At 47.3% G+C, this 25,348-nt stretch carries 16 protein-coding genes and 2 pseudogenes; 7 read left to right on the top strand and 11 right to left on the bottom strand.

The features are described from left to right. Positions 1–152: 152 nt before the first annotated feature. The 8 genes from BS614_RS14365 to BS614_RS14330 all read right to left on the bottom strand — a co-directional run bounded on the left by BS614_RS14365 (position 153) and on the right by BS614_RS14330 (position 12,890). Positions 153–2,729 (bottom strand): beta-mannosidase, encoded by a 2,577-nt coding sequence (locus BS614_RS14365; protein ID WP_074094485.1) that lies wholly within the window; start codon positions 2,727–2,729, stop codon positions 153–155. Positions 2,730–2,819: 90 nt separating this feature from the next. Further along, the gene (locus tag BS614_RS14360; protein ID WP_074094484.1) at positions 2,820–4,406 is read right to left on the bottom strand and encodes a helix-turn-helix domain-containing protein; all 1,587 of its coding nucleotides are present in this window, start codon (positions 4,404–4,406) and stop codon (positions 2,820–2,822) included. Further along, positions 4,403–6,184, bottom strand: coding sequence for a cache domain-containing sensor histidine kinase (locus tag BS614_RS14355; RefSeq protein ID WP_074094483.1), 1,782 nt, complete (start codon positions 6,182–6,184; stop codon positions 4,403–4,405). The genes BS614_RS14360 and BS614_RS14355 overlap by 4 nt, the downstream gene beginning before the upstream one ends. A gap of 30 nt (positions 6,185–6,214) precedes the next feature. Next, the gene (locus BS614_RS14350; protein WP_074094482.1) at positions 6,215–7,090 is read right to left on the bottom strand and encodes a carbohydrate ABC transporter permease; all 876 of its coding nucleotides are present in this window, start codon (positions 7,088–7,090) and stop codon (positions 6,215–6,217) included. Positions 7,091–7,105: 15 nt separating this feature from the next. Then, positions 7,106–7,987 (bottom strand): carbohydrate ABC transporter permease, encoded by an 882-nt coding sequence (locus BS614_RS14345; protein ID WP_047842406.1) that lies wholly within the window; start codon positions 7,985–7,987, stop codon positions 7,106–7,108. A gap of 101 nt (positions 7,988–8,088) precedes the next feature. Further along, complete coding sequence (locus BS614_RS14340; protein ID WP_074094481.1) at positions 8,089–9,402, bottom strand: extracellular solute-binding protein; 1,314 nt, start codon at positions 9,400–9,402, stop codon at positions 8,089–8,091. 258 nt (positions 9,403–9,660) lie between these two features. Then, positions 9,661–11,754, bottom strand: a complete 2,094-nt coding sequence (locus BS614_RS14335) for an acyltransferase family protein (protein WP_074094480.1) — start codon at positions 11,752–11,754, stop codon at positions 9,661–9,663. 575 nt (positions 11,755–12,329) lie between these two features. Further along, positions 12,330–12,890, bottom strand: a complete 561-nt coding sequence (locus tag BS614_RS14330) for a flavin reductase family protein (protein WP_074094479.1) — start codon at positions 12,888–12,890, stop codon at positions 12,330–12,332. 231 nt (positions 12,891–13,121) lie between these two features. Here BS614_RS14330 and catA point away from each other — a divergent pair, with 231 nt between their 5' ends. Next, a complete protein-coding gene (catA, locus tag BS614_RS14325) occupies positions 13,122–13,769 on the top strand; it encodes a type A chloramphenicol O-acetyltransferase (RefSeq protein ID WP_074094478.1) in 648 nt (215 codons plus the stop codon). Positions 13,770–13,851: 82 nt separating this feature from the next. On the opposite strand, the gene BS614_RS14320 is transcribed toward catA, so the two are convergent. Further along, positions 13,852–16,491 carry an adenosylcobalamin-dependent ribonucleoside-diphosphate reductase gene (locus BS614_RS14320; RefSeq protein WP_074094477.1) on the bottom strand — a complete coding sequence of 880 codons (2,640 nt, stop codon included), beginning with the start codon at positions 16,489–16,491 and terminating at the stop codon, positions 13,852–13,854. A gap of 499 nt (positions 16,492–16,990) precedes the next feature. On the opposite strand from BS614_RS14320, the pseudogene BS614_RS14315 reads away from it, so the two are divergent. The 3 genes and pseudogenes from BS614_RS14315 (at position 16,991) to BS614_RS14305 (ending at position 21,111) form a co-directional block, all read left to right on the top strand. After that, positions 16,991–18,753, top strand: a pseudogene (locus tag BS614_RS14315) (DEAD/DEAH box helicase). A gap of 3 nt (positions 18,754–18,756) precedes the next feature. Continuing rightward, complete coding sequence (locus BS614_RS14310; RefSeq protein WP_074094476.1) at positions 18,757–19,950, top strand: YqhG family protein; 1,194 nt, start codon at positions 18,757–18,759, stop codon at positions 19,948–19,950. Between the two features lie 153 nt (positions 19,951–20,103). Continuing rightward, the gene (locus BS614_RS14305) at positions 20,104–21,111 is read left to right on the top strand and encodes a hypothetical protein (protein ID WP_074094475.1); all 1,008 of its coding nucleotides are present in this window, start codon (positions 20,104–20,106) and stop codon (positions 21,109–21,111) included. Positions 21,112–21,242: 131 nt separating this feature from the next. Here BS614_RS14305 and BS614_RS14300 read toward each other — a convergent pair whose 3' ends face one another. Then, positions 21,243–21,461 (bottom strand): YqzE family protein, encoded by a 219-nt coding sequence (locus BS614_RS14300; RefSeq protein ID WP_036609606.1) that lies wholly within the window; start codon positions 21,459–21,461, stop codon positions 21,243–21,245. Positions 21,462–21,656: 195 nt separating this feature from the next. Here BS614_RS14300 and BS614_RS14295 point away from each other — a divergent pair, with 195 nt between their 5' ends. Continuing rightward, positions 21,657–22,403 (top strand): N-acetylmuramoyl-L-alanine amidase family protein, encoded by a 747-nt coding sequence (locus BS614_RS14295; RefSeq protein WP_074094474.1) that lies wholly within the window; start codon positions 21,657–21,659, stop codon positions 22,401–22,403. Here the strand turns inward: BS614_RS14295 and BS614_RS14290 are convergent. Further along, positions 22,378–23,172, bottom strand: a complete 795-nt coding sequence (locus tag BS614_RS14290; RefSeq protein WP_074096840.1) for a divergent polysaccharide deacetylase family protein — start codon at positions 23,170–23,172, stop codon at positions 22,378–22,380. The genes BS614_RS14295 and BS614_RS14290 overlap by 26 nt on opposite strands. Positions 23,173–23,623: 451 nt before the next feature. Here BS614_RS14290 and xynC point away from each other — a divergent pair. Both xynC and BS614_RS32135 read left to right on the top strand, forming a co-directional pair. After that, positions 23,624–24,892 (top strand): annotated as a pseudogene (xynC, locus tag BS614_RS14285) (glucuronoarabinoxylan endo-1,4-beta-xylanase XynC); the annotation flags it as partial. Next, positions 24,893–25,318, top strand: coding sequence for a carbohydrate-binding protein (locus BS614_RS32135; RefSeq protein ID WP_244898334.1), 426 nt, complete (start codon positions 24,893–24,895; stop codon positions 25,316–25,318). The last annotated feature ends 30 nt before the right edge of the window (positions 25,319–25,348 follow it).

The following is a 25,348-nucleotide window of genomic DNA, read 5'->3' as shown; positions in this document are numbered from 1 at the left end:
ACCCGATTGGAAGTTTCGCTTGTGGAATAAGGACAAAACCACCTGACACAACGACAGGAACTCACCCTGCTGCAAAAGTAAAAAAGGTGGCATCCCTGATCAGGATGACCACCTTGAACCTCGAATAAGATTCGGAGTCTGTTATTTATATTTTATCCTTCTCTGCCGTTCATGGCACTGACCCGAAGTTCTGTCAAAGGCAGAGAAGACTGCTCCGGATGACGAAGTCTTACCGTCCGGCTCTCACCGGGGAGCAGATCGAAATAATTGTCACTGAATCGTACACGCCCAAGGGGAAGCTCCAGCTTCACCAATCGTGCAATCGCACCACTGGCCGTAACCGTTACAGACTGTTCCTCTTCGTTCACATGTACGCTCAATTGCGACTCTGGCAACGTCACATCCTTAGGATCACTCAAGAAGTACCGATTAATCGGCGCCGCAAATCCTTCGGATACCAGCTCAACCATTACTTCCTCCGCACGTCTGCCCTGTAGCACCTCTGCTTCAGTTAATTCAGCAATACACAGTGAGGTTTGAGATGTTACTTCAACAGCATGTGAGCTGGAGTAGATCTTATCTCCATTCAATGCATAGACATTGAGTCGAAGCTCCCCTTCCAAGACTTCACGTGTATCGTTCACAACCCACAATGCAAGCGGCTCCCCCGGCTCATGCTCCAGTGACAACAAGACAGGATGAAAGAATATTTTCCCGTAATAAAAGGATGCCTTCGGCAGCAGTTCATAATCAATCATGGACCAGCTTGTTCCTGGCCAACTGTCATTCAATTGCCACACAAGCGCTCCGTTGTTGCGGTGATTGATGCGCCGGAAATGTTCAATTCCATATCGCAGCCCTTCTGCTTGAGTAAGCATGGAGTAGTTCATATACTCTTCTATATTTTGCGGAATTCCTGTGTAACCCTCCATTAGCAGAATACCTTTCTGATGATTGGTATCTTTGTTACGATAGGCCATCTCCGGACTGCCCCAGTAAAACTGATCTGCGGGCATATTTCTCTCCAGTGTGTAACGATTGGCCGAGGCATGCATACCAAATTCACTGCTGAACAACGCATGATCCTTTTTATAATTTTTGAACGTTACACCTTCAATGCTGTAGTCCAGCAGCGGTGGCTCTCCATGCTTCCTTGGATAGACCGAACCATGCCATACCTGCCAGTTGTGGCGATCCCCCACATCCGGGTCATTCGCATCCTGACCGTTGCTGTCTCCGAACGGCGAAGAAGGCCAGTACGGACGAGACAGATCCAAGCGCTCCAGCACTTCAGGGATTAGCTCATGATAGATCTGTTCGCCGTAGAACGGACTGGTAATATCTCCACTTGCCGACTTCATATCATAGAGCCAGTCAATCTCGTTATTACCACACCAAATAGCAAGCGAGGCACGGTTACGCAGGCGCAGGACATTGTTTTCTACCTCTTGTCGTACATTATCCATGAAATCACGATTGAAATCCGGGAACAGTGCATTCGCGAATGCAAAATCCTGCCAAACCAACACCCCTTGCCGATCACATTCATCGTAGAAGACATCCTTCTCATATATACCACCAGCCCAGACACGCAGCATGTTCATATGCCCTTCCACCGACAGCTCGACAAGCTCCCGATACCGGGAGTTCGGGATGGCACCAATCAGATGATCAGCCGGAATCCAGTTGGCACCCTTGGCATATACTTTGACTCCGTTCAGGATAAAAGCAAATGCATCTTCACCCCGTTCATTGTGAAGAGCCAGCTCAATCGTTCGTAACCCATAAGGCTCGCTATAACGGTCCACCTCAATACCATCTGCGTACAATGTAACCTCCAGCGTATACAGATAAGGTTCACCTAGATCATGAGTCCACCATAACTGTGGTGACGTAACGTTCAATGTGGTATCCGCTTTGCCTCCCTCTACGGGTAGTTCAGTGGCACCTGCCACCTCAATACCGCTACGATCCAGCAAACGAACATTACAGGACGCAACCACAGCCTGCTCTCGTTTTTGTTTGCTACGGAAAGACAAAACGGATTCCACATCTGCTGTGACACGCAAAACAGCCATCTCAGTAGTGACTGATTCCGTGCGAGCATACACATTTTCCAGCTTGGCGATTGTTCGTTTTTCCAGTCTTACCGCACCCCAGATCCCCACTGTAACCATGCGTGGCCCCCAGTCCCAGCCAAAGTTCATCGCTGCTTTACGCAACCATGGCCGTTCCTTCGTGTACGAGGACCAGTCAAAGGTTTCTTTGTCCCGGTGATGCAGATGAAGCGGATCAAACTTGACAGCAATCGCATTCCAGCCGCTGCGTACCAGAGATGTTACATCAAATGCATGTGACATGAGCATATTGGCCGTTTTCCCGACTTCATGGCCGTTCACGTAGACTGTTGCAAACGTATCCAATCCTTCGAACACCAATTCAAAGTGCTCCTCCGTCTCTGCATCTCTCACCAGATTGAAGGTTGTGCGGTACCACCATTCCTTTTGCTCAATCCAGCGACTTTTGGCATCATTATGTCCGTAATAGGGCGGATCAATGATACTGCGCTCAACCAATGCAGCATGTACATCGCCAGGCACTTCAGCCCCGATCCAGAAACGGTCATCCAGCGCAGCAGCTGCCACATCCATTGCCCGCTTCTCTCCAACTTCAAAATGCTGTATCTTCCATTGTCCCGATAAATCCTGACTTGAATTATGGGTCTTCATCAGTACGCCCTCACTCTCCAATAACCCTGAGTAATACCATATCGAAAACGTTTGCAGAAAGGCAAGACATGTTTCCTAATCTGCTCATCTCTAAATTCCCGAAGGCTTGAACGACAACGCCTCTTCGCGATATTCACTCGGGGTTTTGCCGGTATGTTTTTTGAACAGCCTGCTAAAATATTTCACGTCCTCGTAGCCGCTGATGGCAGCAACTTCACTGACCTTCGCTGGAGACACCGCGAGCATATCCATCGCTCTTCGTATACGCATATCGGTGACAAAATCTCCGAAGGTCACACCCATTTCTTTTTTAAACAGCTCACTGAGGTGACCCGGATGCAAATGAACATGTCCAGCTACCAGCTGTAAATTAATATCGTGTGCCAATGATGATTCAATATAACCAATAGCCTTCTGCACATGGGCAGCCTGTCCCTGACCCATTCGGCTATGATAGACATGCATCAGACCATACAGATGATGGAACAGCATATCCCCGAGGTCACCAGCTTCAGCATCCGGTTCCGGCAACCAAGGCTCGAGCCTTGCGGGTTCTTCACGCCCTGTAGCTCGCATTGTGCGAGTCAGCCAGCGATGACCGGCAATGATGGCCGAGTGCAAACAAGCAGTGAACGATTCTGGTGTGACCTCCGGTTCTGTAATCAGATTAGCCACAAGTTCTCGCGTCCATGTCGTTAACGTGACTGAATCATTATCCAGCAATAATGTACCAAGTGTGGTCTCCTCTTCGTGCGTAAGTACAGTTTTACCACCTTGGCGATCCTGAACGTGCTCATAATGCCATACTTTATAATCCATCAAACCCCGATATCGGAATGCAGCTGAAGCAGTTCTGTAGCTTTCGTGCAGATCTGCATATCCACGCATAGGCAGACCTATCGCTGCGCGCACGGTGCACTTCAGTAATTGCTCCACCCGACGTAGTGCACTCTCCAGCCTGAACGTATATTCATGTTCCACAGGCGGCCATGCAACTACACAGATAATTTGCTGTTTCTCTACATGAGCAATGGCACCAGGTAACATATCCTCCAGGGTATTCTGCACCGCAAATCGTAATAGCGCATCCGAGGATCGATCCCAACCCTCTGCTCGAAGAATAATGACTTGTCTGAGAATCTGTTCATCATCAAGGCCACCAATCCCTGCCTCTTTTCCAGCATCAGATCGCAAAAATGAAGGGAAATGGCCCGAAGCGGTGTCACCATCAATGATCCACCCGGCAAATAACCGCTCTCGATTCTCCCGCATAAGCTGTCCCTCTCTGGACTTCTCTGCCCAACGTTCCGTGATTCGCTGTTTGGCCTGTAATACGGTTTTGATGATCTCTTCCGGCTTGCTTGTTTTGAGCAGATAATCTGTAACACCTTGGCGAATCGCCTGCTGCGCATAAGAAAAGTCATCGTATCCGGACAAAATAATAACCTCTAGCTCAGATAACAATCGCAGTCCCTCTTCTGCCAGTTCCAGCCCCGATCTGCCTGTCATCCGAATATCCGTCATCAGGATATGTGGACGTTCCTCAGCCAAACGTGTTAACGCCTCCTCTGCCGAGGCAGCAGGTTGAAGAAGTTCAATTCCGAGTTCATGCCAAGCGATAACGCTGGCAAGCCCTGTACGGATAATCACTTCATCATCAACAATTAATAGTCTCATGGCGAACCCTCCAAGATTGGAATGGAAAACGAAATCCGGGTACCTCCCCCAACCCTGCTGTCCACTTCAAGCTGTGCATCCGCTCCATAATGGAGCAGCAGTCTCTCATTCACATTGCAGAGCCCATAACCGCCTTGGTTTAGCTGTTTTTCCGGCTGTTTTCCCTTCCATTCCCTAATGCTTATCCTTAATTGTTCCAGCCTGTCCGGCTCCATGCCGACACCATCATCCAGCACCAGCACATTCATCTGTTCATTATCCGGGTCCTTGCGAATCATTATGGTGATGGTACCCACGCCTGCTTTGGGCTGAATGCCATGAATCATAGCGTTCTCAACAAGCGGTTGCAGCAATAGCTTCAGCATCATTCGCTTCTCAAGCGCTGGATCTACGATATAATGCAACACAAATTGATCAGGGAAACGAATCGACTGCACACGCACATAATGGCGAATATGAGCAATCTCCTGTTCCACAGGGCAGTAATCCTGACCATTGTTCAAGCTGATACGTAGAAAATCACTCAAGCCCTCAACCATATCCGCGATCCGCTTCTCTTCAGACATCAAGGCAATCCAGTGAATCGAAGAGAGCGTGTTATACAGAAAGTGCGGGTTAATCTGCGCCTGAAGCACCCGAAGATCCGCTTCTTTTTTGCGAGCTTCACCTCGAATAACCTCTTCCTTCAATAACTGAATATGTGCACCGAGCAGATTGTAACTCTCCCCAAGCCTGCCAATCTCGTCATCACTTTCAGACCGAAACAGCGGAAGAGGACGTTCCGGATCAATTCGGGACAGATGTCTGGTAAGCACACGAAGCGGCCTCGTCACACGGCGCACCGTAAACCAGACCAAGGCAGCACTGATCGCAGCAGACATGGCAACGGCGCAACCGGTCAGAATAAGAATGTACCGATTCTCGGACTTGTACTGGTCGTAAGGGACTGTTCCAACCAACGTCCACCCCGTCAATTCTTCCGGATAATAGAGCAATGTCCGTTTATCGTCACCACTGCCATATGTGGTTGTTCCGCTACCGCCATCCTGAATTAACGTTGTGACTCCTGGTTCGGCCTGCTCCAGCTTGAGTCCAAGTCGGGATTTGTCCATCGAAGACAGAATCTCTCCAGAACTGCCGATGAGCTCCAGTCTGCCTTGCCCTCTGCCTAATCCCAGAGCGGCCCATCCCTTGGATATGGCCTTCTCATCCAGACTAATGGCTAACCAGCCGATGGGTCGATAATCATGGATACTACGAATCGGCCGAACCAATGTGATCACATTTTGAATACCCGCGTAATTCTGCACCGGGTATACCCCCGTCCATTGTTTGACTGCTTCACCGCTTGGAACAGAGGGATACGAAAGGTTGGATTCATTGGATTCATACCAGGTAGCAGTCGACAATGTGGCATCAAAACGTCCCGGATATATGGCGATGTTGGCGATATATTTCTTGGAAGCAGCCAGATTGGTCATCCTGCCCAGGATATCCACCCGGTCCAGCTCATGATCTTCATTGTGGCTAAGATACTGCTGGATGTCCCGTTCTCCAATCAGGAAAATCGATAGGTTCTCGGCATCTTGTAACATATAACGAAGATTCGCTTCCACCTGTTTCAGTGTATCCATGCCGGACAGCTTTGTTTTTTGCTCTGTAATGCGGGAAGAGATCAGAAAGGCGAACAGACCCAAGGCCAGCAATGGCACAATCATTGAAGCCGTCACGACGACCGATAGCTTCCTTTGTAACGAAGATGTGAGCCAGCGTGCCAAACGTTTCTCCTCCTCTGGATGCGCTTTCGCTTATCCTTTGACAGCTCCGGCTGTCATGCCTTTCATAACCTGTTCCTGGAATATGAGATACAAGATAATGGTTGGAATGACCGACAGGGTCATGGCAGCAAGCGTTAATCCGTAATCGGTTTGATACCCATCCGCAAAGTTCGCAATAGCCAGCGGTAACGTTTTCAATCCGGTTTTGTTGATGAATACAAGCGCAAATGAAAAGTCATTCCACGCATGCAGGAAACTCAGGATCGTAACCGTAGACAATGCAGGGACAGACATGGGAAGCATGATCCGGGTAAACAATCCCCAAAGTCCTGTTCCATCAATGAAAGCTGCCTCTTCAATATCACGTGGAACACTTGTCAGATATGCAGTAAGCACAAAAATAGCTGTAGGCAATGCAAAAGCCGTATAAGGTAATATTAATGCCCAGTACGTATTCAGCAAGGACATCTGTTTCATTAAGATAAATAAGGGCACAAGTGTACTATGGATCGGAATGAGCATGCCCACAACAAAAAAGGTCATGATTAACCCTTTCCAGCTAAACTGGAAACGAGCCAGGATAAATGAAGCCAGCGCTGCAATAAACAGCGTTAGAATAAGTGATCCCACCGATACAATTAGTGAATTGCCAAAAGCGGTCCCCAGCCTGGAGCTTTCCCATGCATTGCTGAAATTGGCAACATTCCAGTTTTCCGGCAGACCAAAGGGCCTGCTATAGAAATCTTCATTTGTTTTGAACGCACTAATCACGAGCCAGTAGAACGGATACAATGTTAAAATACCATAGACCGTTAGCAGCGTCCAAACAATTCCGCTACGTAGGCGGCGAATCGGATGGCCCGAGCTGCTTCGTGGTGATGGCATGGATACAGGTGTCACGCGCATGATAACTCCTCCTCTCTATTGATTCTCTTTTCGTTTGCGACTGGTTAGCCACTGGCTTGTTCCGATCAGCAGCAGGGAGATCAGTACGATGGTTGTTGAGATCGCACTACCAAAACCATATCGGTATGTTGTAAAGGTTGAATTGTACATATACGTTGCAAGCAGTTCCGTCGCATGTGCCGGACCACCCTTGGTCATGATGTAGACCAGATCGAATGATTTCAGACTACCCGAAATACATAGAATGATCGCTACCTGAACCGTACCCCAGATTATGGGCAAAGAGACTGATACCAGTTTCCGGATTCCTGAAGCACCGTCTATTTTGGCAGCATCATGAATCTCGCCTGGAATATTCTGTAGTGCCGAGATAAAGATAATCAGATACAACCCGACAAAGCTCCATAGCAGCGGCGGTACCAATGAGAAAATGGCAATCTTGTCATCGGAAAGCCATTGCAGCTTCCAACTTTCCAGCCCCAGTGCGTCCAGCAGAAAGTTCAATATCCCGATCTGCGGATGATAGATATACTGCCAGATCATACCGATAACGACAGTGGATAACACCATCGGCAGAAATACGGCTGAGCGTAAAAACCGCTGTAACGGATTACTTTTGTGTAAGATGACCGCCAACATCAACGCTAACGGAATTTGTCCAAATACCGATGCCAACACAAAAATAACGTTATTTTTCAGTGCCCGCCAAAACACAGGATCATGCCAGATCTCCACGTAATTATCCACACCAATATATTTGGATGCGCCGATGCCGGACCAGTTGAAGAAACCGTAGTATGCCGACCACACGACTGGTACAAATACAAACAATGCATAAATGATGACTGCCGGGGCCAGCCCCAGCATAATAAAACGCCGACTGCGCAGTGCGTTCATCTGTTCACTTCCCTTCGATAAATGCCTTTACCAACTTGCAACTGACTATCTCATCCATACTTAAAACCCCTCCCCTGCCGGGAAGGGGTTTTAACGAATGGTTACTGACTAACTGCATTGGCTTGAGCCGCCTGAATTTTAGCCGCAATGTCTTCGGCCTTGCCGCCCATAAGCAACTCTTGCAATGCATTATTAATAACCTCAACCGTTGCCGATCCCAGCTTGGAATCGTATACTGGCGTGATCTTCACTTCCTGCATCAGATCATATAATTCAACGAACAACGGATGTGCCTTGGTTTTATCCAGATCAATCTTGTAACTCACCAATGTGCTGCTATCCAATGTGGCCTTCTGACCGTCCGGTCCTGCGAGCGCGTAGAACAACTCCATCGCTGCCTCTTTTTGAGTACCACTCAGCTTTTTACTTACACCCAACCCGGTTCCTACTACACCGGATGTTGTTCTTGGTTCGCCCTGACCTCCGTCCACTGGAGGAAGAATCGTAATATGTGTGTTGTTCAACACCTCTTCAGGTGCATTGTTCACCAGATTTGCCAAGGCCCATCCGCCGTTCATGACCATCGCTGCCTTACCTTGGAAATAAAGCTGCATCATCTGTGTTTCATCGATACTATTGAATCCATCCTGGAATGCCTTGGTGTTGCCAAGCTCTTGCATCTTATTCAAGACTTCAACAAATTGCGGATCGGTAAAACTTGCACCATCTTGTGCTGTCGCTTTCAGGAACCAGTCCGTGCCAGTGATGCGGTCAGCCAGTGTACTGAATATCGTCGATTGTGCTACCCAGTTGGCCTTGTTGCCAAGCGCCATAGGAATGACTTTATTTTGATTAAACGTAGCAATCGCTTGTTCCAGTTCCGCCCATGTCTCAGGCACTTTTACGTTGTACTGCTTGAACAAAGCTTCATTGTAATAAATGAAGGAACTCGGCGCCAGATTCATGGGCACGGAGTAGATGTTCCCGTCTACGGTGTATCCGTCCAGTGCATTCGGGATAAAGTTATCTTTCCACTCCGGCTTTGCGTCCAGCTCTGCATTAATGGGCTGTAACAGATCTCCTTTTACAAATTCCTTAGTCATGGCATCCGGCCACATCACGAACAGGTCTGGCATCTCGTTGGCAGCTGCCACCGTGCGAAGCCGGGTTTTGAGACCATCTGTTGGCAAGCCTTCATCCACAACTTCAATATCTGGATGCGCCGCGCGGAAATCTTCAATAATTTTGCGCATCGCAACCGCCTTTGCATCCTGTCCGGTCCAGTTGTGCCAGAGTGTGACGGTTACTTTGTCATTGCCGCTGCCTCCTTCTGAAGTGTCCCCGCCAGCACAGCCAGCCAGAATAATGGAGAACAATGTTATTGCCAGGAAACCCGAAAGCCATTTTTTCAACATCTCTATATTCCCCCTCGGCGATTTGAATACACTTATTGTAAATGGTAACGCTATCATACCGTAAGGTGACGATCCACGGATGCAGGGGTGAAAAATATCGGTTCCCCTGTTTGGAACTTACTTTGCTGACTTATTGTTCATAACATATAAAAAAGAGCCCTCACAATGAGAGCTCTTTCTTGTTGCAGCCGTTGGTAGCTTCACCCCAGGCTATATATAATGAATAAGTGCTAAATCGTATTAAACATGGATTGCGTATTATTGGATACTGTTTTTCACCAGTTCTGCAAAAGCTTCGGACCCTTGCGTAGTGAGATGTACACCATCTTTTTCAAAATATTCGTCATGTCCCTCACTTGCACTGTTCCAGTCAATCAACGAGACATTGCTGTATTTGGATGCTGCCTCATTCAACGCCCTGTTCACCGTTCGTTCCCACGGACGAGGTACGCGCACAGTAACCAGATATACCCGATCCTCATCCTTCAGATAATCAAGCACAGCATTCAAGTTTTTGGAGTTAAAGGAACCATTCGTCCCGAGCTCCAGCACCACTTTGCTGCCCATTTGGTTGTTTTGTTTCAGACCTTCCAATACATCACCTGCCTGCCACATCTGACGACCGACATGTCCGTCCACATACACTCCCGATATACTTTGCTCGAGATACGGTTTTGCATCCAAAATCACCGAATCTCCAATGACGGTATAATGAACCTTGCCATCCTGGGCAGGAGGAGCTGTTTCTTCATTGTCCTGAGATGAATCAGGTGTATCATCCGTATGATCCGTATTATCGGATTGATTCGCTCCAGCGTCATCCGGCGCATCATTCTCGTTATTCACGGAGTCATTAGCCGGCTTATCTTCAGACTGAACGTCCTTGCCAGGATTCACTGAATTGCCTTGGTCGTCAGGTTTTGAGTCTGGAGCAGACTCTCCTGTTGGCTTCTCATTTTTCCCCGGATCATCTTTCGTTCCTGCCTCCGGTTTATGGCTATGCGCATTGTTCTTTTGGCCTGAGCCTGATGTCGCTGTAGTAGCTGGCAAAACATTCTGTCCCTGTTCCTCCGCTACGGAATTCTCTCCATTCAATGTGTTGGACATCGATACCGAATGGGAATCGGAGTTCGCTGCATGTGAGACCATCATCTGAGATACCGTATAGGACAACAGCAGAATCGTCATCAACAGACCTGCTCGCTTCCACCATACGTTACGTATACCGATTGATGACCGCCCTCTTCCCCATAATCGGGACCAAGAATCACGGAATCCATTGTACCGAATCGGATTTTCAATATATTTAAGGGACAATGAGGCCAGTACAACCGTTGCAGCAACCTGTAAAATGATTCGTACAGGATGTGCTCCTCCCGTATCCACCGCGGGATTGGTTAAAATAATGACAGGATAATGCCACAGATATAATCCGTAGGATCGCTCTCCGATCCAGCGTAGTGGCTTCGCTCCAATGATACGTGCCAGGAAAGATGATGGGTGAGCCAACACTGCTACCAACAACGTTGTTGCGATAGCCTGAAGCACCATGCCCCCTTGATACAGAAACGGATCATATTCACTGCTATTCAGCATCATGTAGATTAATAAAGCAAGCGCAGCAAGTCCTGATACATCGAGCACAATCCGGTTCATGCCAGGCAGAGAGCTCGATAGCTTGCGACTAGGCCACACCACGGCAAGAGCAGCACCAGCAAGCAGTGCAAATGCCCGCGTGTCTGTTCCATAATATACACGGCTCGGGTCCAAATCCGGATTATACATGATGGCCATTGCGCCAGCAGACAATTCAGCTGCGACAACAATGAAAACGACCAGCCATCCCTTTCTTTTGAACACTATAATTGCTGCGATCAGTAGAAGAGGCCATATAAGATAAAATTGCTCTTCCACAGCCAGCGACCAGAAATGTCCAAACGGTGATGGAGGGCCAAAACTTTCGAAATAGGAAACGTTGTGAAAGATATACCACCAATTGCTTATGTATAATACACCCGAAACGATATCACCACGAAGCGCAGCAAGCCGCGATGGGTCTGTACAGGCCAGCCAGATCATCACCACAGCTGTCATGGTCAGCATGCCTGGAAGCAAACGCCTTACCCGTCTTACCCAGAAATCACCGAGTGAAATGCGTCCATGTTCCTGCCACTGTGACACGAGAATATCGGTAATTAAATATCCCGAGAGAACAAAGAATATACCTACACCGAGCAGTCCACCCGGAATAAAATCCAAATTCAGATGATAAGCGATTACCGCAAGTACCGCGATGGCTCGCAAGCCGTCAAGTCCGTTCATATGTCTCTTACGATTTAACGATTGTGACATGCATGCCCCTCCTTGTTACTGTGAGTCAACAACATCGGTGTTGGGGGCATAAAGGAACTCCTGATCGTTCTGGTTGTCATTAACATACGTATTGCACCTTCCATCTTTCATTTACAACATAAGAAAAGCCTCTGTTCGAAGCACGATCCGATGATGCTACATTCTTGGTGAATTCTATAGTCTTAAGGAAGACGTGTGGCCAGTCCATTAAGTTTTAATCATTACGATATTATTTATATTGATTCGTGAGCTCACGTTTAGCATTATACGCCCGAAATAAGCCTCATACTTTACAGGAATAGTTACAAACGATTAAACCGATGTAACCTTTCCTGCCAGCTCATATAGCTGTAAAATCATACTCTAATTTTGTCGTTAAATATAGTACTTTTCATCGAGTGGCTAAAATTACCTGTCCCGCTTGCGCAAACCAGCATACCCACGCACACATCGATTGAAACAATTGAATTCATAACAAAAGGCTGCCGACTTGCTCAGCAGCCAATATCCATTATAAACCTATGTCAGACCGGATTGAAAGTTTTGCTCATAATTGCTTCTTCTTGCCTAGGACCCTAGAGGTGGAACGGGTGAATCTTTTCTTCTGTCCTCGCATCCATGATCCGGTATGCTGAACGCCCTGTGTACATTGGGATTTGCAACTTCTCCAGATCAACCATTCCATTCTCCAGAAAGTACTTCTGATCCTGATATCGCTGCAACACTTCGCCTGCAATCCATTCATGGTCACCATATGTCGTAATGTCCATAACCTTGCACTCATAAGCAAAATAAGCGTCTGTCAAAATGGGTACACTTACCTTGATTCCTTCCTCATATGGAATGCCGAATCTTGTGAATTTATCCGTATCTCTTCCACTGAACGTTCCTGCAGCTTGAATCCACTCCGATCGATGACCTGGTAGGAAATGAACACCGAATACGCCGCTCTTCTCAATGAGTTCATAGGAGTATGTTTCCTTACGAAGGGAGATGCCGTATACGCCTGGTGATGATCCGATGTATGTATGCCATCCGGACGCCATCACATTCTGGACTCCCTCATGACGTGAAGTCACCACCGCTACCATTCCAGGATAAGAATAAAATATAGGTTCTTCTATCGGCTGACGCATCTAATCCCCTCTCTTCTTCGTTATAAAGACAACTTTAATTATAAAGTAAAGAAGCAGGTTGAAAAAGCGTTTTGCAGAGGATTTCGCTATAAGCTACACATTCAGTGTCATGTTATACTGAGATGGTCAATTTCTAAAAATACGATACTGGGAATGTGATAGGATATGGTCAAATCAGTCAAATATACCTCCTAAATGAAGGCATTATTCAAATTTAGGAGGTTATAACTTATGTTTAATCCAATCGTGTTAGATCAGTGGGATCGAAAGCCATACTTTGACCACTACTTGAATCAGGTCAGATGTACCTACAGCATAACTGCTAATCTGGATATCACGCTATTGATCAACGAACTGAAGCTTAAAGGATTGAAGTTCTATCCCGCTCTTATTCACATGATCTCTAAGGTTGTCAATGCACACAGGGAATTTCGAACTTGTTTTGACGCCGAGGGGAGATTGGGCTACTGGGACGAAATGTCTCCGAGTTATACAATTTTTCATGAGGACAACAAAAGTTTCTCAACGATCTGGACAGCATTCCATGAAGATTTTGAGACGTTCCACATTCGTTATCTGGAAGATATGAAGAATTACAAAGATCACAAACAATTTGTTGCCAAACCCAATGAACCGCCAAATACTTTTCCCGTTTCCAGTATTCCTTGGGTGAACTTTACGGGATTTAATCTGAATATTTACAATGAGGGAACCTACTTGTTGCCTATTTTCACGATGGGGAAATATGTTCAACAGAACGATAAAGTATATCTTCCCTTATCCGTTCAGTTACATCACGCCGTGTGCGACGGCTACCATGCTGGTGTTGTATTTAATGAATTGCAATCACTTGCAGATCGATGCCAAGATTGGTGTTAGTTATCTAAATGACAAAAAGGCATTCCTGACTTCGTAATGGAGTCAGGAGTGCCTTTCTTTTTCTCTTTTTTTCAAAAGATATTTAATTGCATTTACTGTACCCACAGTTGCTGCATGTTTTGCAACCTTCCACATTCATCAGGGATGCCGAGCCGCATGAAGGACATAAATCTCTCGATTCGGTAAAGGCTTTCTGATCCTCTACTTTTGGATACGTGCTCTCCACTTGACTCTGTTCTTGTAATGCTCCAGGTTCGTTCTCCTGCACATCGCTCTGTACATGACTTTCCAATGCTTTGGCGACTGCATCAGCAATCGATTCCACCCGGTTGGCCCCGAAGCCAATCGCTCCCGAACCACCGATTCCCTTGAGATGTTTGATCAACAGTTCAACCTTGTGCCCATGATCTCCGTATCGAAGGAACAGAGAGCATACGCGACCGAGTGCCTCAGCCATGGCAAACACGTCCGATCCCGCTTTGCCCACGTTCAGGAAGATCTCACCCGGCGTTCCCTCCAGATCATTGATCGTAATGTAAGCCATACCAAATGGCGTATTGATTTTGTATGTCGCACCGCGCAGTACTTGAGGACGGCTTCTGTATTGTTTATCCAGTACCGTAGAAGAGGACGGGGCTTGATCGGAAGAATGCGTTCTAACACCAACCTGGCTATTGGAAGTTCCATCACTTGCCTGTACTTCAGCATTATTCGGGTTTTCTATAGCAGATACGACTGTCTTCTCTTCAGCTTCCGCCGTGTTCTGATCTTCACCTTGGGTCTCTTCCTTCTTCGACGTGGACAACACCTGCACATCCCTGCTGCCGTCGCGGTATATCGTTACTCCCTTGCAGCCAAGGTCGAAGGCCAGTTCGTACAGCTCAGCCGTATCCTCCACTGTAAAATCAGCCGGACAGTTGGCCGTCTTCGAGATCGAACTATCCACCCATTGCTGAATTGCTGCCTGCACCCGTATGTGATTCTCAGCCGACAAATCCATCGCCGTCACATAATAGTCTGGTAAAGCTTCACCCGGATGTTCATCCAGCCATTCTTGTGCGATCGGTACGAACTGTTCATCATAACCTAGACGGCTTTGACGGAAATACTTGAAGGCAAAATACGGCTCAATACCTGTTGATGTGCCCACCATCGTACCTGTACTTCCCGTTGGCGCTTGTGTGATCAGTGTGACATTTCGAATGCCCTGTTTACGGATGGCCTCTCCCACTTCAGGGTACGTCGCAACCATGTTTTTCATGAATCCACTCTGTAAATACGGTTCAGCTTCGAAAGCTGGGAAAGCTCCCTTCTCTGCTGCAATCTGTGCCGATGCCAGATAGGCCTCCTTCGCCATGAATCCATACAGTTTATCCAGAAATGCAAGAGATTCAGGACTGCCGTATCGAATACGCAGCTTAATCATCAGCTCTGCCAGTCCCATCGTGCCAAGCCCAACCCGGCGTTCCCGCTGCTGATTCAGTCTATTTTCCTCAAAATGATATGGTGTTGCATCGATGACATTGTCCAAAAATCTAGCCGAGATGCGAGTGGTTTCCGCCAGTTCATCCCATGCCACATCATGATTTGTTTCATCGTAGAATTTGGACAGATTGATCGCAGACAGATTACATACACCCCAGCCAGGCAGGCCTTGTTCCCCGCACGGATTAGTACAGATAATCGGATTGAAGTACCAGCTGTTGGACATCTGGTTGTAGTACTCCATGAATACCACACCAGGCTCTGCCGATTTCCAGGCTGATTCAATAATAGTATGCCAGATTTCGCGAGCCTTCAGCGTACGATAGTGCACCACCGAATGACCCGCGGCTTTCCATTGCTGCATATCCCCGTTCCACTCGGTGTCGTAGTCCGGATCGTTTGTATCGGGGAAAACCAAATCCCAATCTCCGTCCTGCTTGACAGCCTCCATAAATGCGTTGCTCACACATACAGACAGATTGGCATTGGTCACCTGCCCCATCGTTTGTTTCACGGTAGTAAAATCAAGCACATCCGGATGCCAGTCATTCATCATCAGCATGAGCGCACCCCGGCGGCTTCCGCCCTGTTCAATCAGTCCAGTCGTATAACTGAACAATCCGCCCCACGAGACGGAACCGCTGGATGATCCGTTGACACCTTTCACCACCGCTCGGCGGGGACGCAAAGAGGACAAATTAATGCCAACTCCTCCCCCACGTGCCATAATCTCCGTCATCTCGGTCAAGGTCCTCATAATGCCACCCCGACTGTCTTGCGGAGACGGAATGACATAACAATTGAAGAGTGTAAGCTCATCGCTTGCCCCCGCGCCCGCAGCAATACGGCCTCCGGGTACTAACTTCCAATCTTCCAATACGGAGCGGAACTTGGACTCCCACGTTGCCCGCTGATCCGCTGTGGATTCGACAGATGCCATTGCTTTGGCAAGACGGTCCCACATCTCTTCCGGTGTTTTTTCTATGTTGAGTGTCAATTTCTCCACGTTTGTCTCGATGATCTCTCCACTTCGAGTCCTTACCTGTACAAGCTGACCCTGACGTTCTATGATTTCGCCCACTTCCTTGGTCGGGAACTTGGGATCATCCTTCGTTAATACCAATACAACATCTCCGACCTTGGCATGATTCGAATCAGCGTCCTTCCAGGCGTATCGGTCCAGAAATATTTTTTCGCTAAGTCCTTCTAATTGATGCGATCGTTGGTTCGATTTCATCGCTAATTCAACCTCCCCGGTATAAAGCTCCATTTTCACTATAAAAGTAAATTATGATGAAACACCACATATAGTGATATGATTTCAGTATAATACACTATATATTGATTTTCCATATAACTTTTATCATAGTCCATCTTCATAGACTCCCCTGCTCGAACAAACTTCTTGCAAATAAACTGTAGTTCACATTGGTTCAACTAAACTTTTTACACAAGAACGGAGAGGACAGAAATAACCTAAAGAAGCGAAGCGTTCGCCTAAAAGCTTTCTGAAAGAAAGCTGCATCGGAAGCATACGCTATCCCCGGGTTTCCCCCTTTGGACAAGGGAATCAAAAAAAATCTGGGGATAACAGCGATTGGAAGGTTATTCTGTCATCGGAGTGACAAGTGTAAATATTCCTTATTTGAACCCACATAGTTATGAACTGACTCTCATTCGTCCATACTATTACCTACGAATAAAACGTCATCACGTATGGCAGGGGAGGAAACACCATGAACCGGAAAAACCCGCACCACACAAATCAACCTGTAGCCGAGCTGCCCGTTCCGTTGGAAATTGATCGAAGCTGGATTAATCAATTGGAATCACGACTGGATAAAGGAGGTCCTTGGGGGATTACCGACTCTTCCAACTCGGCATTCAAGCCGAAGAGACCAACCTGATTCCCAATTTTGACGAGATCCAATGTCTCAAGCATCTACAAGGCCTTACTCCACTCCCTCACCAGATGGACACTGCACGCAGAGTATTATTTGAAATGTCAGGCCGGGCCATTCTCGCCGATGAGGTGGGTCTTGGCAAAACCATTGAAGCCGGTCTCATTCTGAAAGAATATATGGTTCGGGGTCTCGTATCCAAGGTACTCATTCTCGTGCCAGCCTCTCTTGTGTTGCAATGGGTACGGGAGTTGAATTCAAAATTCGGCATCCCTGCTATTGCTCAGAAAAAGGCCTATTCCTGGCAGAATGAAGTGGTTGTTGCTTCCATGGATACAGCCAAACGTGACCCGCATAAAGATATGCTGCTGAATACCGACTACGACATGATTATTATTGACGAGGCTCATAAACTCAAAAACAAGAAAACAACCAACTATCAATTCATGCTGAAATTGCGCAAAAAGTATTGTCTGCTGCTCACGGCTACACCTGTGCAGAACGATATGAGCGAGTTGTTCAATCTGATCAACCTGCTGAAGCCCGGTCAACTGGGTCGTCAGGGTGATTTTGCAGCCAACTTTGTTGTAGACAAACGGGTTCCGAAAAATCAGGAACAGCTTAAGAACGAGTTATCCAAAGTCATGATTCGTAACCGCCGCGGCGAAGGCCCTGTTCAATTTACCAAACGGAATGTCTCCAACGTGAATCTGCAACTATCGTCCGAAGAACAAGCGCTTTATGATGGCGTGACTTCCTTTGTTAAAGACCAGTACCAGGAAGCTGGCGGCAACCTAAGTAGCATGCTCTCCCTTGTTACATTGCAGCGTGAAGTGTGCAGCAGTCGGGATGCTGTATTCGTGACACTGGTTAATCTGTCGAAGAAACTTCCGCTGGACTCTCCCCTTCGGGACAAGATTTGGGAACTCGTTGCCCATATTAAAGCGATCAAGGAGAATACCAAAGCGGAGAAAACGATGGAACTGGTTCGGAACATGAATGAAAAAGTAATTATCTTCACTGAATACCGGGCCACGCAGGAGTATCTGCTAAACTATTTCCGCAACAATGGGCTTACGGCTGTACCCTATCGGGGTGGCATGAATCGAGGCAAAAAAGACTGGATGATGGATCTCTTCCGCGGGCGTGTGCAGGCCATGATTGCAACCGAAGCGGGTGGCGAAGGCATTAATCTGCAATTTTGCCATCATATGATCAACTTTGATCTGCCTTGGAACCCGATGCGGGTAGAGCAGCGGATCGGTCGGGTACACCGGCTTGGACAGCAAAATGACGTGAACATCTTCAATTTATCTACGACCGGAACCATTGAGGAACATATTCTGAGTCTGCTGCATGAGAAGATCAATATGTTTGAGATGGTGATCGGCGGGCTGGATGTCATTCTGGAACGGCTGGAGAAAAAGGAGTCTATTGAGAAAAGTTTGTACAAAATCATATTGGAATCACAAACTGATGAAGATATTCGCCGCAAAATGGATTCACTTGGACAATCGCTGAACTCTATTCAACGTGAGGTTTCAGATGAAGGGCCTGCCGTATCCGGGTTGTTAGATCTTCGCAAAGGAGGTAGCTAACTCATGACCATGTCTCCCCATGAAGTGCAGGCTTATGTTCTCACCTATCTGGAAGCACTGGATTGTCAGATTATGGAGCGTTCCCCTGCCCATGTTACAGTCAAACTCTCGCCTGAGGCGGACAAAGCGTTGACCAACCGCCCCTATTATTGGGGGTTCGTGGAACGAACCGGAGCACCCGCTGAGACGATGTCCTTTACATTTATATTTGATCCTGACAGTTATCAGCAGGCCATTGAGGCAGCAGAAGCCAAAGCTGCGCAAGCGTCACCTCCTGCTGGAACTAACCCTGATGGAACGAATGGCGTAACCAACAGCAGTCCTCAAGGCGAGCCACCAAAAGAAACTATTCTAGGCCGTTACTTCGGTATTACGCCATCGCTGCCACAGCTGGGGCCAGGACGAATATTGCGTGAAGAAGTGGTGTATGGCAGTCGCAGACTCCAGCAGATTTTCGGTGCAGCCCGAGAAGGCGGTGCCTTCGTAAACCTGTTCGAACAGGCAGCCAAACGGCAATTGCGCGCTACAGCGCCAGCCGTATATGAGCCTTGGCTCGGGGTCTGTTTCAAGGTGGAATTTGCCTGTGACTTGAAACGGGAGGAACTTCATTTTCTTGGCATCTCCCTTCGTTCGGGTGAAATTATTGAAAAATTCGGCACTAAGCTGAACCGACGTGATCTTAGTCCGAGGCTTGCGGAGAACATGCATGTGCAGACAGCGAAAGTTTCGTTATTTGATGCCGGAGCTGCTCTGGAATCTCATTTGACGAACCGCTTGCTGGAACTCGATTATAGCTGGGCAGAGAAAGCCCAAGAGCGGCTTGATCTGGAGCTGGACGTGTTGGACACCTACTATGAGGCGGTACTCCGGGAAGATATGCCTGAAGTAGAATCACCAGGTAACATAACCTCAGACACGGAGAATGTCCCTTCTAACCGCACGCCACCTGTACCACTGAAAAAAGTTCTGGATATAACTAACGCTAAACCCATTGGAGCAGATGTAGAACTGGCGGCAGAGGCCGCAGTACCGATCGACTCCGAGACAGATGCCGAAGAAGAGAAAGCAAAACAGGCGGTAATCGATCGTGAAGCTATGAAACTGCAGTATGAGACACGCCGGACCGAAATGATCTGGCAATATGAACCCAAAGTGAAAGTGACTGCCATTAGCAGCGGCATGTTTCACTTAAGATAGACGAAGACACTACTTTTCCTGCAAATGCTGGCAAAAGTAGTGTTTATTCATGATCGGCCGCCCGACAGGTTGCAGCAACCTTTGCATAACCTGTCCCCTAGAATGAAACTAGGACCCGCTCAGGTAACGGATAAATGAAAAGTAGGTGCAAATTTGAAACGATTCTTTTATACGTGTTGGAACAACGCTCGGAAAACAACCTGTATAACCTTTGGCTTGCTCAGTTGTCTTGCCCTATTCTCTTTTTGGTCGATAGCCAATGCAGAGGAACAAAAAACGTCTTCGCCATCCCCCGCATCATCAACAGAGTATAGTCCCAAACATCTTGCCATTCAGAATGAAAAGCTAGCTCCCGCTGCTGTGCAACGGTTTGCAGAGCAACAAGCTGTTACACTTGGTACAGCTAACGGCGAAGTGCATTGGAAGAACGCCGATCTGGACTTCTACCCTCTGGGGCCGGGTTTACATAGCTGGCTCGTACAAGCTGAGTTTGAAGACAAACCTATCGGATATATGATTATTACGGCCACAGAGCAGGGTCAGTTGATGCTTAGTGAATATGGTCATGGAGAACAGTCACCATACAACAATGAACTTCTTGGACAAACCTTGGATCGACAACATGTGAACCTTGAGGCATTACTTGCTGGCGGAGGAGAGCTTCATCTTGGCTATGCTCTTCCTCTGCTGGCTTATTGGAAAGTGGAACAACCAAACCATCCTGCACTTTATATTGATGCTACGAACGGAGATGTACTGCCGTCAGAGTTTCTGAACCTGCTGGAGGCTGATTTCAAACAGAACTCTGCCAGCATAACTGATTTATCCACAACGCCATCTTTATCAGTCGATCCACTTCATCTGCGACCCGTCTTCAATCCGGCTGACAATCTGTTGTGGATTACCTCCAAGCCTGTTGCTGCCGACCGGGCACAAGATGTGATGCAACAAGGGGAGAATCAAGAGATTGTTTTCTCAGCGGGTGATCGTAATGTTGTATACGGTGGACCTCTACCCGTTAGCGGTTATCAGCTATGGCATACAGATCAGGAAGCAGAGTCCATTCTATATGTAGCACTAGGTGGAAAATCATCCATTCAACGCTTTGTTCCTTTGAGCACATTACAACAAGACGGTCAGTTTTACATCTTGAAGCCTTGACCATCAGCTAACTCTACAGATCATTCAGATAACGTTAAAGCAATAAACATCCACAACAAATAAGACGCCTTCCCATTTTTTTAAGGGATTGCGTCTTTTGGTTTACCATTAGTGAAATAGGTAAGCGATAGTCAGCCTTTACCCGAAGAACTTCGTTTATGAGACTGTGTATCGAATTCTTTTTCCTTTTTCCCCACCCACAGGGATACAGCGAAAGGGATCATACCAAACCACTTCATCGCCCACGGCTCTTTCCTTTTGGTGCGACCTTTCCGCTCATCCTTCGGCGTATCGATATAATGAACAACACGCTGCGTAATGTATTTTACCAATTCATCACTTTTGGCCATAACCTCTGCCTCCTTCGCTCCTGCACTTTCACGGAGCTTACGATAGTTCTATTGTGTGCAGGATGTGCAATGGTTAAACATTTTTTTATTGAAAGGAGTATGAAAACCCTCAAAATGCACAGTCTAATGCCAAAGGTATCCATACAGTCTTTAATCTGCATCCGGTACCTATTTCATGAAGGAGTGTGTATTCCCATGTATAAGCTGCTGACCGCTTCGGTGGCCTTGCTCATTTGCTTCCATTGTCTTCCCATCCTGCCCCACCATGTCGCGCATGGAAAAGCAGCCCCGTCCCAGAACAGTCCATCCATGCTGCCGGTGACCGATGGAGATGCTTATCGCTCAAGTCATCATGCCTTTGCAGCACCGGTTATTTTGCTCGATGTAGGCCATGGCGGTATTGACGGTGGAACGTCAGCCCAAGGTGTACTGGAAAAAGATATCAACCTGGCCATTAGCCAAAAGGTCTATCTCCTGCTTCGCAGCAAAGGTTATGCCGTTATCATCAATCGACTTGGTGATTATGCACTTAGTGATGAGAACCGCTGGCTGAACAGCCGCTCCCGTCATACCAGAGACCTTGCCCAACGTAAAAGCCTTAGCGAAGAAGTAAGTACAGATATCGTGGTCAGCATCCATGCGAACTGGAGTCCCCGATCGGCTGCACACGGCCCGGTGGTACTGCACCAGAAGGAAGGCAGGAGTTATTTACTGGCTCAATCCATTCAGGACGCCATGAACAAGTTGTTCGGAACGGGGCACGGGGTCGTGTGGGGCAAGCCCTTTTATTTATTAAATTACGTGAAGCAACCTGCCGTCATTGTCGAAACCGGATTTTTGAGCAATGCCGAAGATCGAGCCAGAATGAGTGATCCCGCTGAGCAAAAACGAATCGCCCAATCTATTGCCAACGGCATTATTTATTATCTGTCGGTAGTGTAGGAGCAGCACGCCAGTTCCACACATCCCGAACCAGATCACCAATTCCTACAAATTGAACCTGATTTTGCAGACGGGAGACGTATTCACGAATTACTGCGGATGTGTTCATCCCCGAATGACCGACATGACCAATGACAACACAGATATCCTTGTCGATCGCCTGCTGAGTTGCCAGATCCAATTGCTTGCGAATGTGTTGCTTGGAGTTTTGATCATCCAGGAAAATGTCATTACCTACAGGTGGCATGTTTTTGGAAATGGCCAGTTCCCCCACCACGGAGCGAAAGTTCGTACGACTGTCTACAAAGAAGAGGCCCCGCTCCTTGCATACATCGAGCACAATGGACATGATGCGTTTGTCGGACGTGATTTTAGAACCCATGTGATTGTTCATGCCAATGGCGTGGGGCACATCATCAATCGCTTTCTCCACACGCGAGCGTACTTCTTCATCTGTTAGATTGGATGTGATTGCACCCGGGCCCAGCCATTCAGGTCGTCCTTTCTTGGGTTCCATGGGCATGTGCACAATCACATCCATCCCCTTTTCATGTGCAGCCATCGCATCTTTCTTCGTTGTTGGTAAAAAAGGCATTACCGCTACCGTCAGTTTGACTGGCATCGCCAGAATCTCTGCCGTGCCCTTCATGTCATTACCAACATCATCGATGATAATCGCTAACCGTTTGTGATTTGATGTGGACTCTGAAGCTGCCGCTGTAGGCCCTCCTGCCGATATGCCTGCGTAAATCACAATCAAAAATGCCATGATACCTGCAATGAATCGATAAATCTTTCTCTGTACCTTCATCATGATTCCCTCCCCGTAACTTCTGTGATCTCATTGTTTGATAATGAAGGGAGGATTATGTAAGCCAAAGCCTTCCTTAATGATCATATCCCGGCCATTGAAGACCTCTATCTCAAGTGAAGATCTCCATCATTCCCGTTTTCTCCTTAGCATTCAGACAAGAACTGTCATTGAACAGTTAGAAAATAGAGATTAATTAGAAAAAATACTGTAATTTGTCAGGTTTTCAGTTTAGGAATTATTTAGTAGAATCAACAAATGAAAGAGGTGCTATGCTTCATTTCTATCCTATGATTTATGGAAGGAGGTTTTGAAAGGGTTTACATAAAATAAATGCCAGACAATCCGCTATTCTTGTTTGTTATTCCTGGTTGCGGTTTCTCTATGTAACTTACTATTATCGAGGAGGATGAAAGTAGTGAAATTCAAACTAAAAAAGACGATTAATGTTCTTTTGGCCTGTTTAACAGCCCTGCCTTTGATGTTAACCCCGACAAATGTGTCAGCAGCCAGCGATGCCAACATTAATTTGTCCTCGGAAAAACAACTGATCAAGGGCTTTGGGGGCATTAACCTTCCTGCCTGGATTGGTGATCTGACTCCCGCTCAACGTGAAACTGCTTTCGGTAATGACCAGAATCAGTTAGGCTTCTCAATTCTCAGGATCTACGTTGATCCAGATTCTAATAACTGGTATCGTGAAGTTGCCACAGCCAAACGGGCTATTGAAAAGGGGGCTATCGTATTCGCATCCCCATGGAATCCTCCAAGCAGCATGGTTGAAACGTTCAACCGCAATGGGGACACAAATGCCAAACGCCTGAAATACGACAAATATGCCGCATATGCCCAGCATTTGAATGACTTTGTAACTTATATGAAAAATAATGGTGTAAATCTGTATTCCATCTCGGTACAAAATGAGCCGGATTATGCTCATGACTGGACCTGGTGGACTCCACAAGAGATCCTTCGATTCATGAAAGAAAATGCCGGGTCCATTCAAGGTACCAAAGTCATGGCGCCTGAATCCTTCCAGTACTTAAAGAACATTTCCGACCCAATCCTGAATGATCCGCAGGCACTTGCCAACATGGACATTCTGGGAGCACATACGTATGGAACCCAGATTTCGAATTTTGCCTACCCTCTCTTTAAGCAAAAAGGAGCCGGTAAAGAACTGTGGATGACTGAGGTGTATGTTCCGAATAGTGACAACAACTCAGCAGACCGCTGGCCTGAAGCACTAGACGTTTCCTATCACATGCACAATGCCATGGTAGAAGGTGATTTCCAGGCCTATGTGTGGTGGTACATCCGCAGACAGTATGGTCCGATGAAAGAGGACGGTACCATAAGTAAACGCGGGTATAATATGGCTCATTTCTCTAAATTCGTGCGTCCAGGCTACCTGCGAGTCGATGCAACCAAGAACCCGGATACAAACACATTCGTTTCTGCATACAAAGGTGATAACAAAGTAGTCGTCGTGGCGATTAACCGTGGAACTTCAGCCACAAGCCAAAAATTCGTTCTGCAGAATGGTAATGCCTCCACTGTGTCCTCATGGATTACGGACAGCAGTCGAAACCTGGCAAGCGGAACCCCACTTACCGTATCCAATGGAGCCTTCACGGCACAGCTCCCGCCTCAGAGCGTAACAACGTTTGTTGCCAACATTACTGGCGGAAATAGCGGCGGGAATACAGGCAGTGGCACTACGTATGAAGCCGAGACCGGAACGTCACTTACGGAAGCTGCCATTGAAACGATCAACCCCGGTTACACTGGCTCCGGGTATGTTAACTTCAATGCGATGACTGGTTCGGCCATTCAATGGAACGGCATTAATAACACGACAACAGGTACCAAAAACGTAAAGTTTCGTTATGCGCTGGAAAGCGGCACACGGAACCTCGACATTTTTGTGAACGGAACCAAAGTCATCAGCAACGAGCCCTTTCCGGCTACGGGAAGCTGGTCCACTTGGGTTGAAAAAACAATACAGGTCCCCATGAACACGGGGACCAATACATTGAAATTGGTCACCACTGGATCGGAAGGACCGAATATTGACAGCGTTAATGTTACCGCAGCACAATAAACGTTCCGTATGGCTGATGGAAGACATTTG

This window comes from Paenibacillus xylanexedens (assembly GCF_001908275.1).
Classification (GTDB): Bacteria; Bacillota; Bacilli; order Paenibacillales; family Paenibacillaceae; genus Paenibacillus; species Paenibacillus xylanexedens_A.
The sequence above is the reverse complement of the archived record's forward strand: the minus strand, read 5'-3'. Positions and strand labels throughout refer to the sequence as shown.

Excerpts from the sequence above, each read along its gene's own strand:
- BS614_RS14365 (WP_074094485.1), bottom strand. The coding sequence starts at position 2,729 with ATGAAGACCCATAATTCAAGTCAGGATTTATCGGGACAATGGAAGATA.
- BS614_RS14360 (WP_074094484.1), bottom strand. The coding sequence starts at position 4,406 with ATGAGACTATTAATTGTTGATGATGAAGTGATTATCCGTACAGGGCTT.
- BS614_RS14350 (WP_074094482.1), bottom strand. The coding sequence starts at position 7,090 with ATGCGCGTGACACCTGTATCCATGCCATCACCACGAAGCAGCTCGGGC.
- BS614_RS14345 (WP_047842406.1), bottom strand. The coding sequence starts at position 7,987 with ATGAACGCACTGCGCAGTCGGCGTTTTATTATGCTGGGGCTGGCCCCG.
- BS614_RS14340 (WP_074094481.1), bottom strand. The coding sequence starts at position 9,402 with ATGTTGAAAAAATGGCTTTCGGGTTTCCTGGCAATAACATTGTTCTCC.
- BS614_RS14335 (WP_074094480.1), bottom strand. The coding sequence starts at position 11,754 with ATGTCACAATCGTTAAATCGTAAGAGACATATGAACGGACTTGACGGC.
- BS614_RS14330 (WP_074094479.1), bottom strand. The coding sequence starts at position 12,890 with ATGCGTCAGCCGATAGAAGAACCTATATTTTATTCTTATCCTGGAATG.
- catA (WP_074094478.1), top strand. The coding sequence starts at position 13,122 with ATGTTTAATCCAATCGTGTTAGATCAGTGGGATCGAAAGCCATACTTT.
- BS614_RS14320 (WP_074094477.1), bottom strand. The coding sequence starts at position 16,491 with ATGAAATCGAACCAACGATCGCATCAATTAGAAGGACTTAGCGAAAAA.
- BS614_RS14310 (WP_074094476.1), top strand. The coding sequence starts at position 18,757 with ATGACCATGTCTCCCCATGAAGTGCAGGCTTATGTTCTCACCTATCTG.
- BS614_RS14300 (WP_036609606.1), bottom strand. The coding sequence starts at position 21,461 with ATGGCCAAAAGTGATGAATTGGTAAAATACATTACGCAGCGTGTTGTT.
- BS614_RS14295 (WP_074094474.1), top strand. The coding sequence starts at position 21,657 with ATGTATAAGCTGCTGACCGCTTCGGTGGCCTTGCTCATTTGCTTCCAT.
- BS614_RS14290 (WP_074096840.1), bottom strand. The coding sequence starts at position 23,172 with ATGGCATTTTTGATTGTGATTTACGCAGGCATATCGGCAGGAGGGCCT.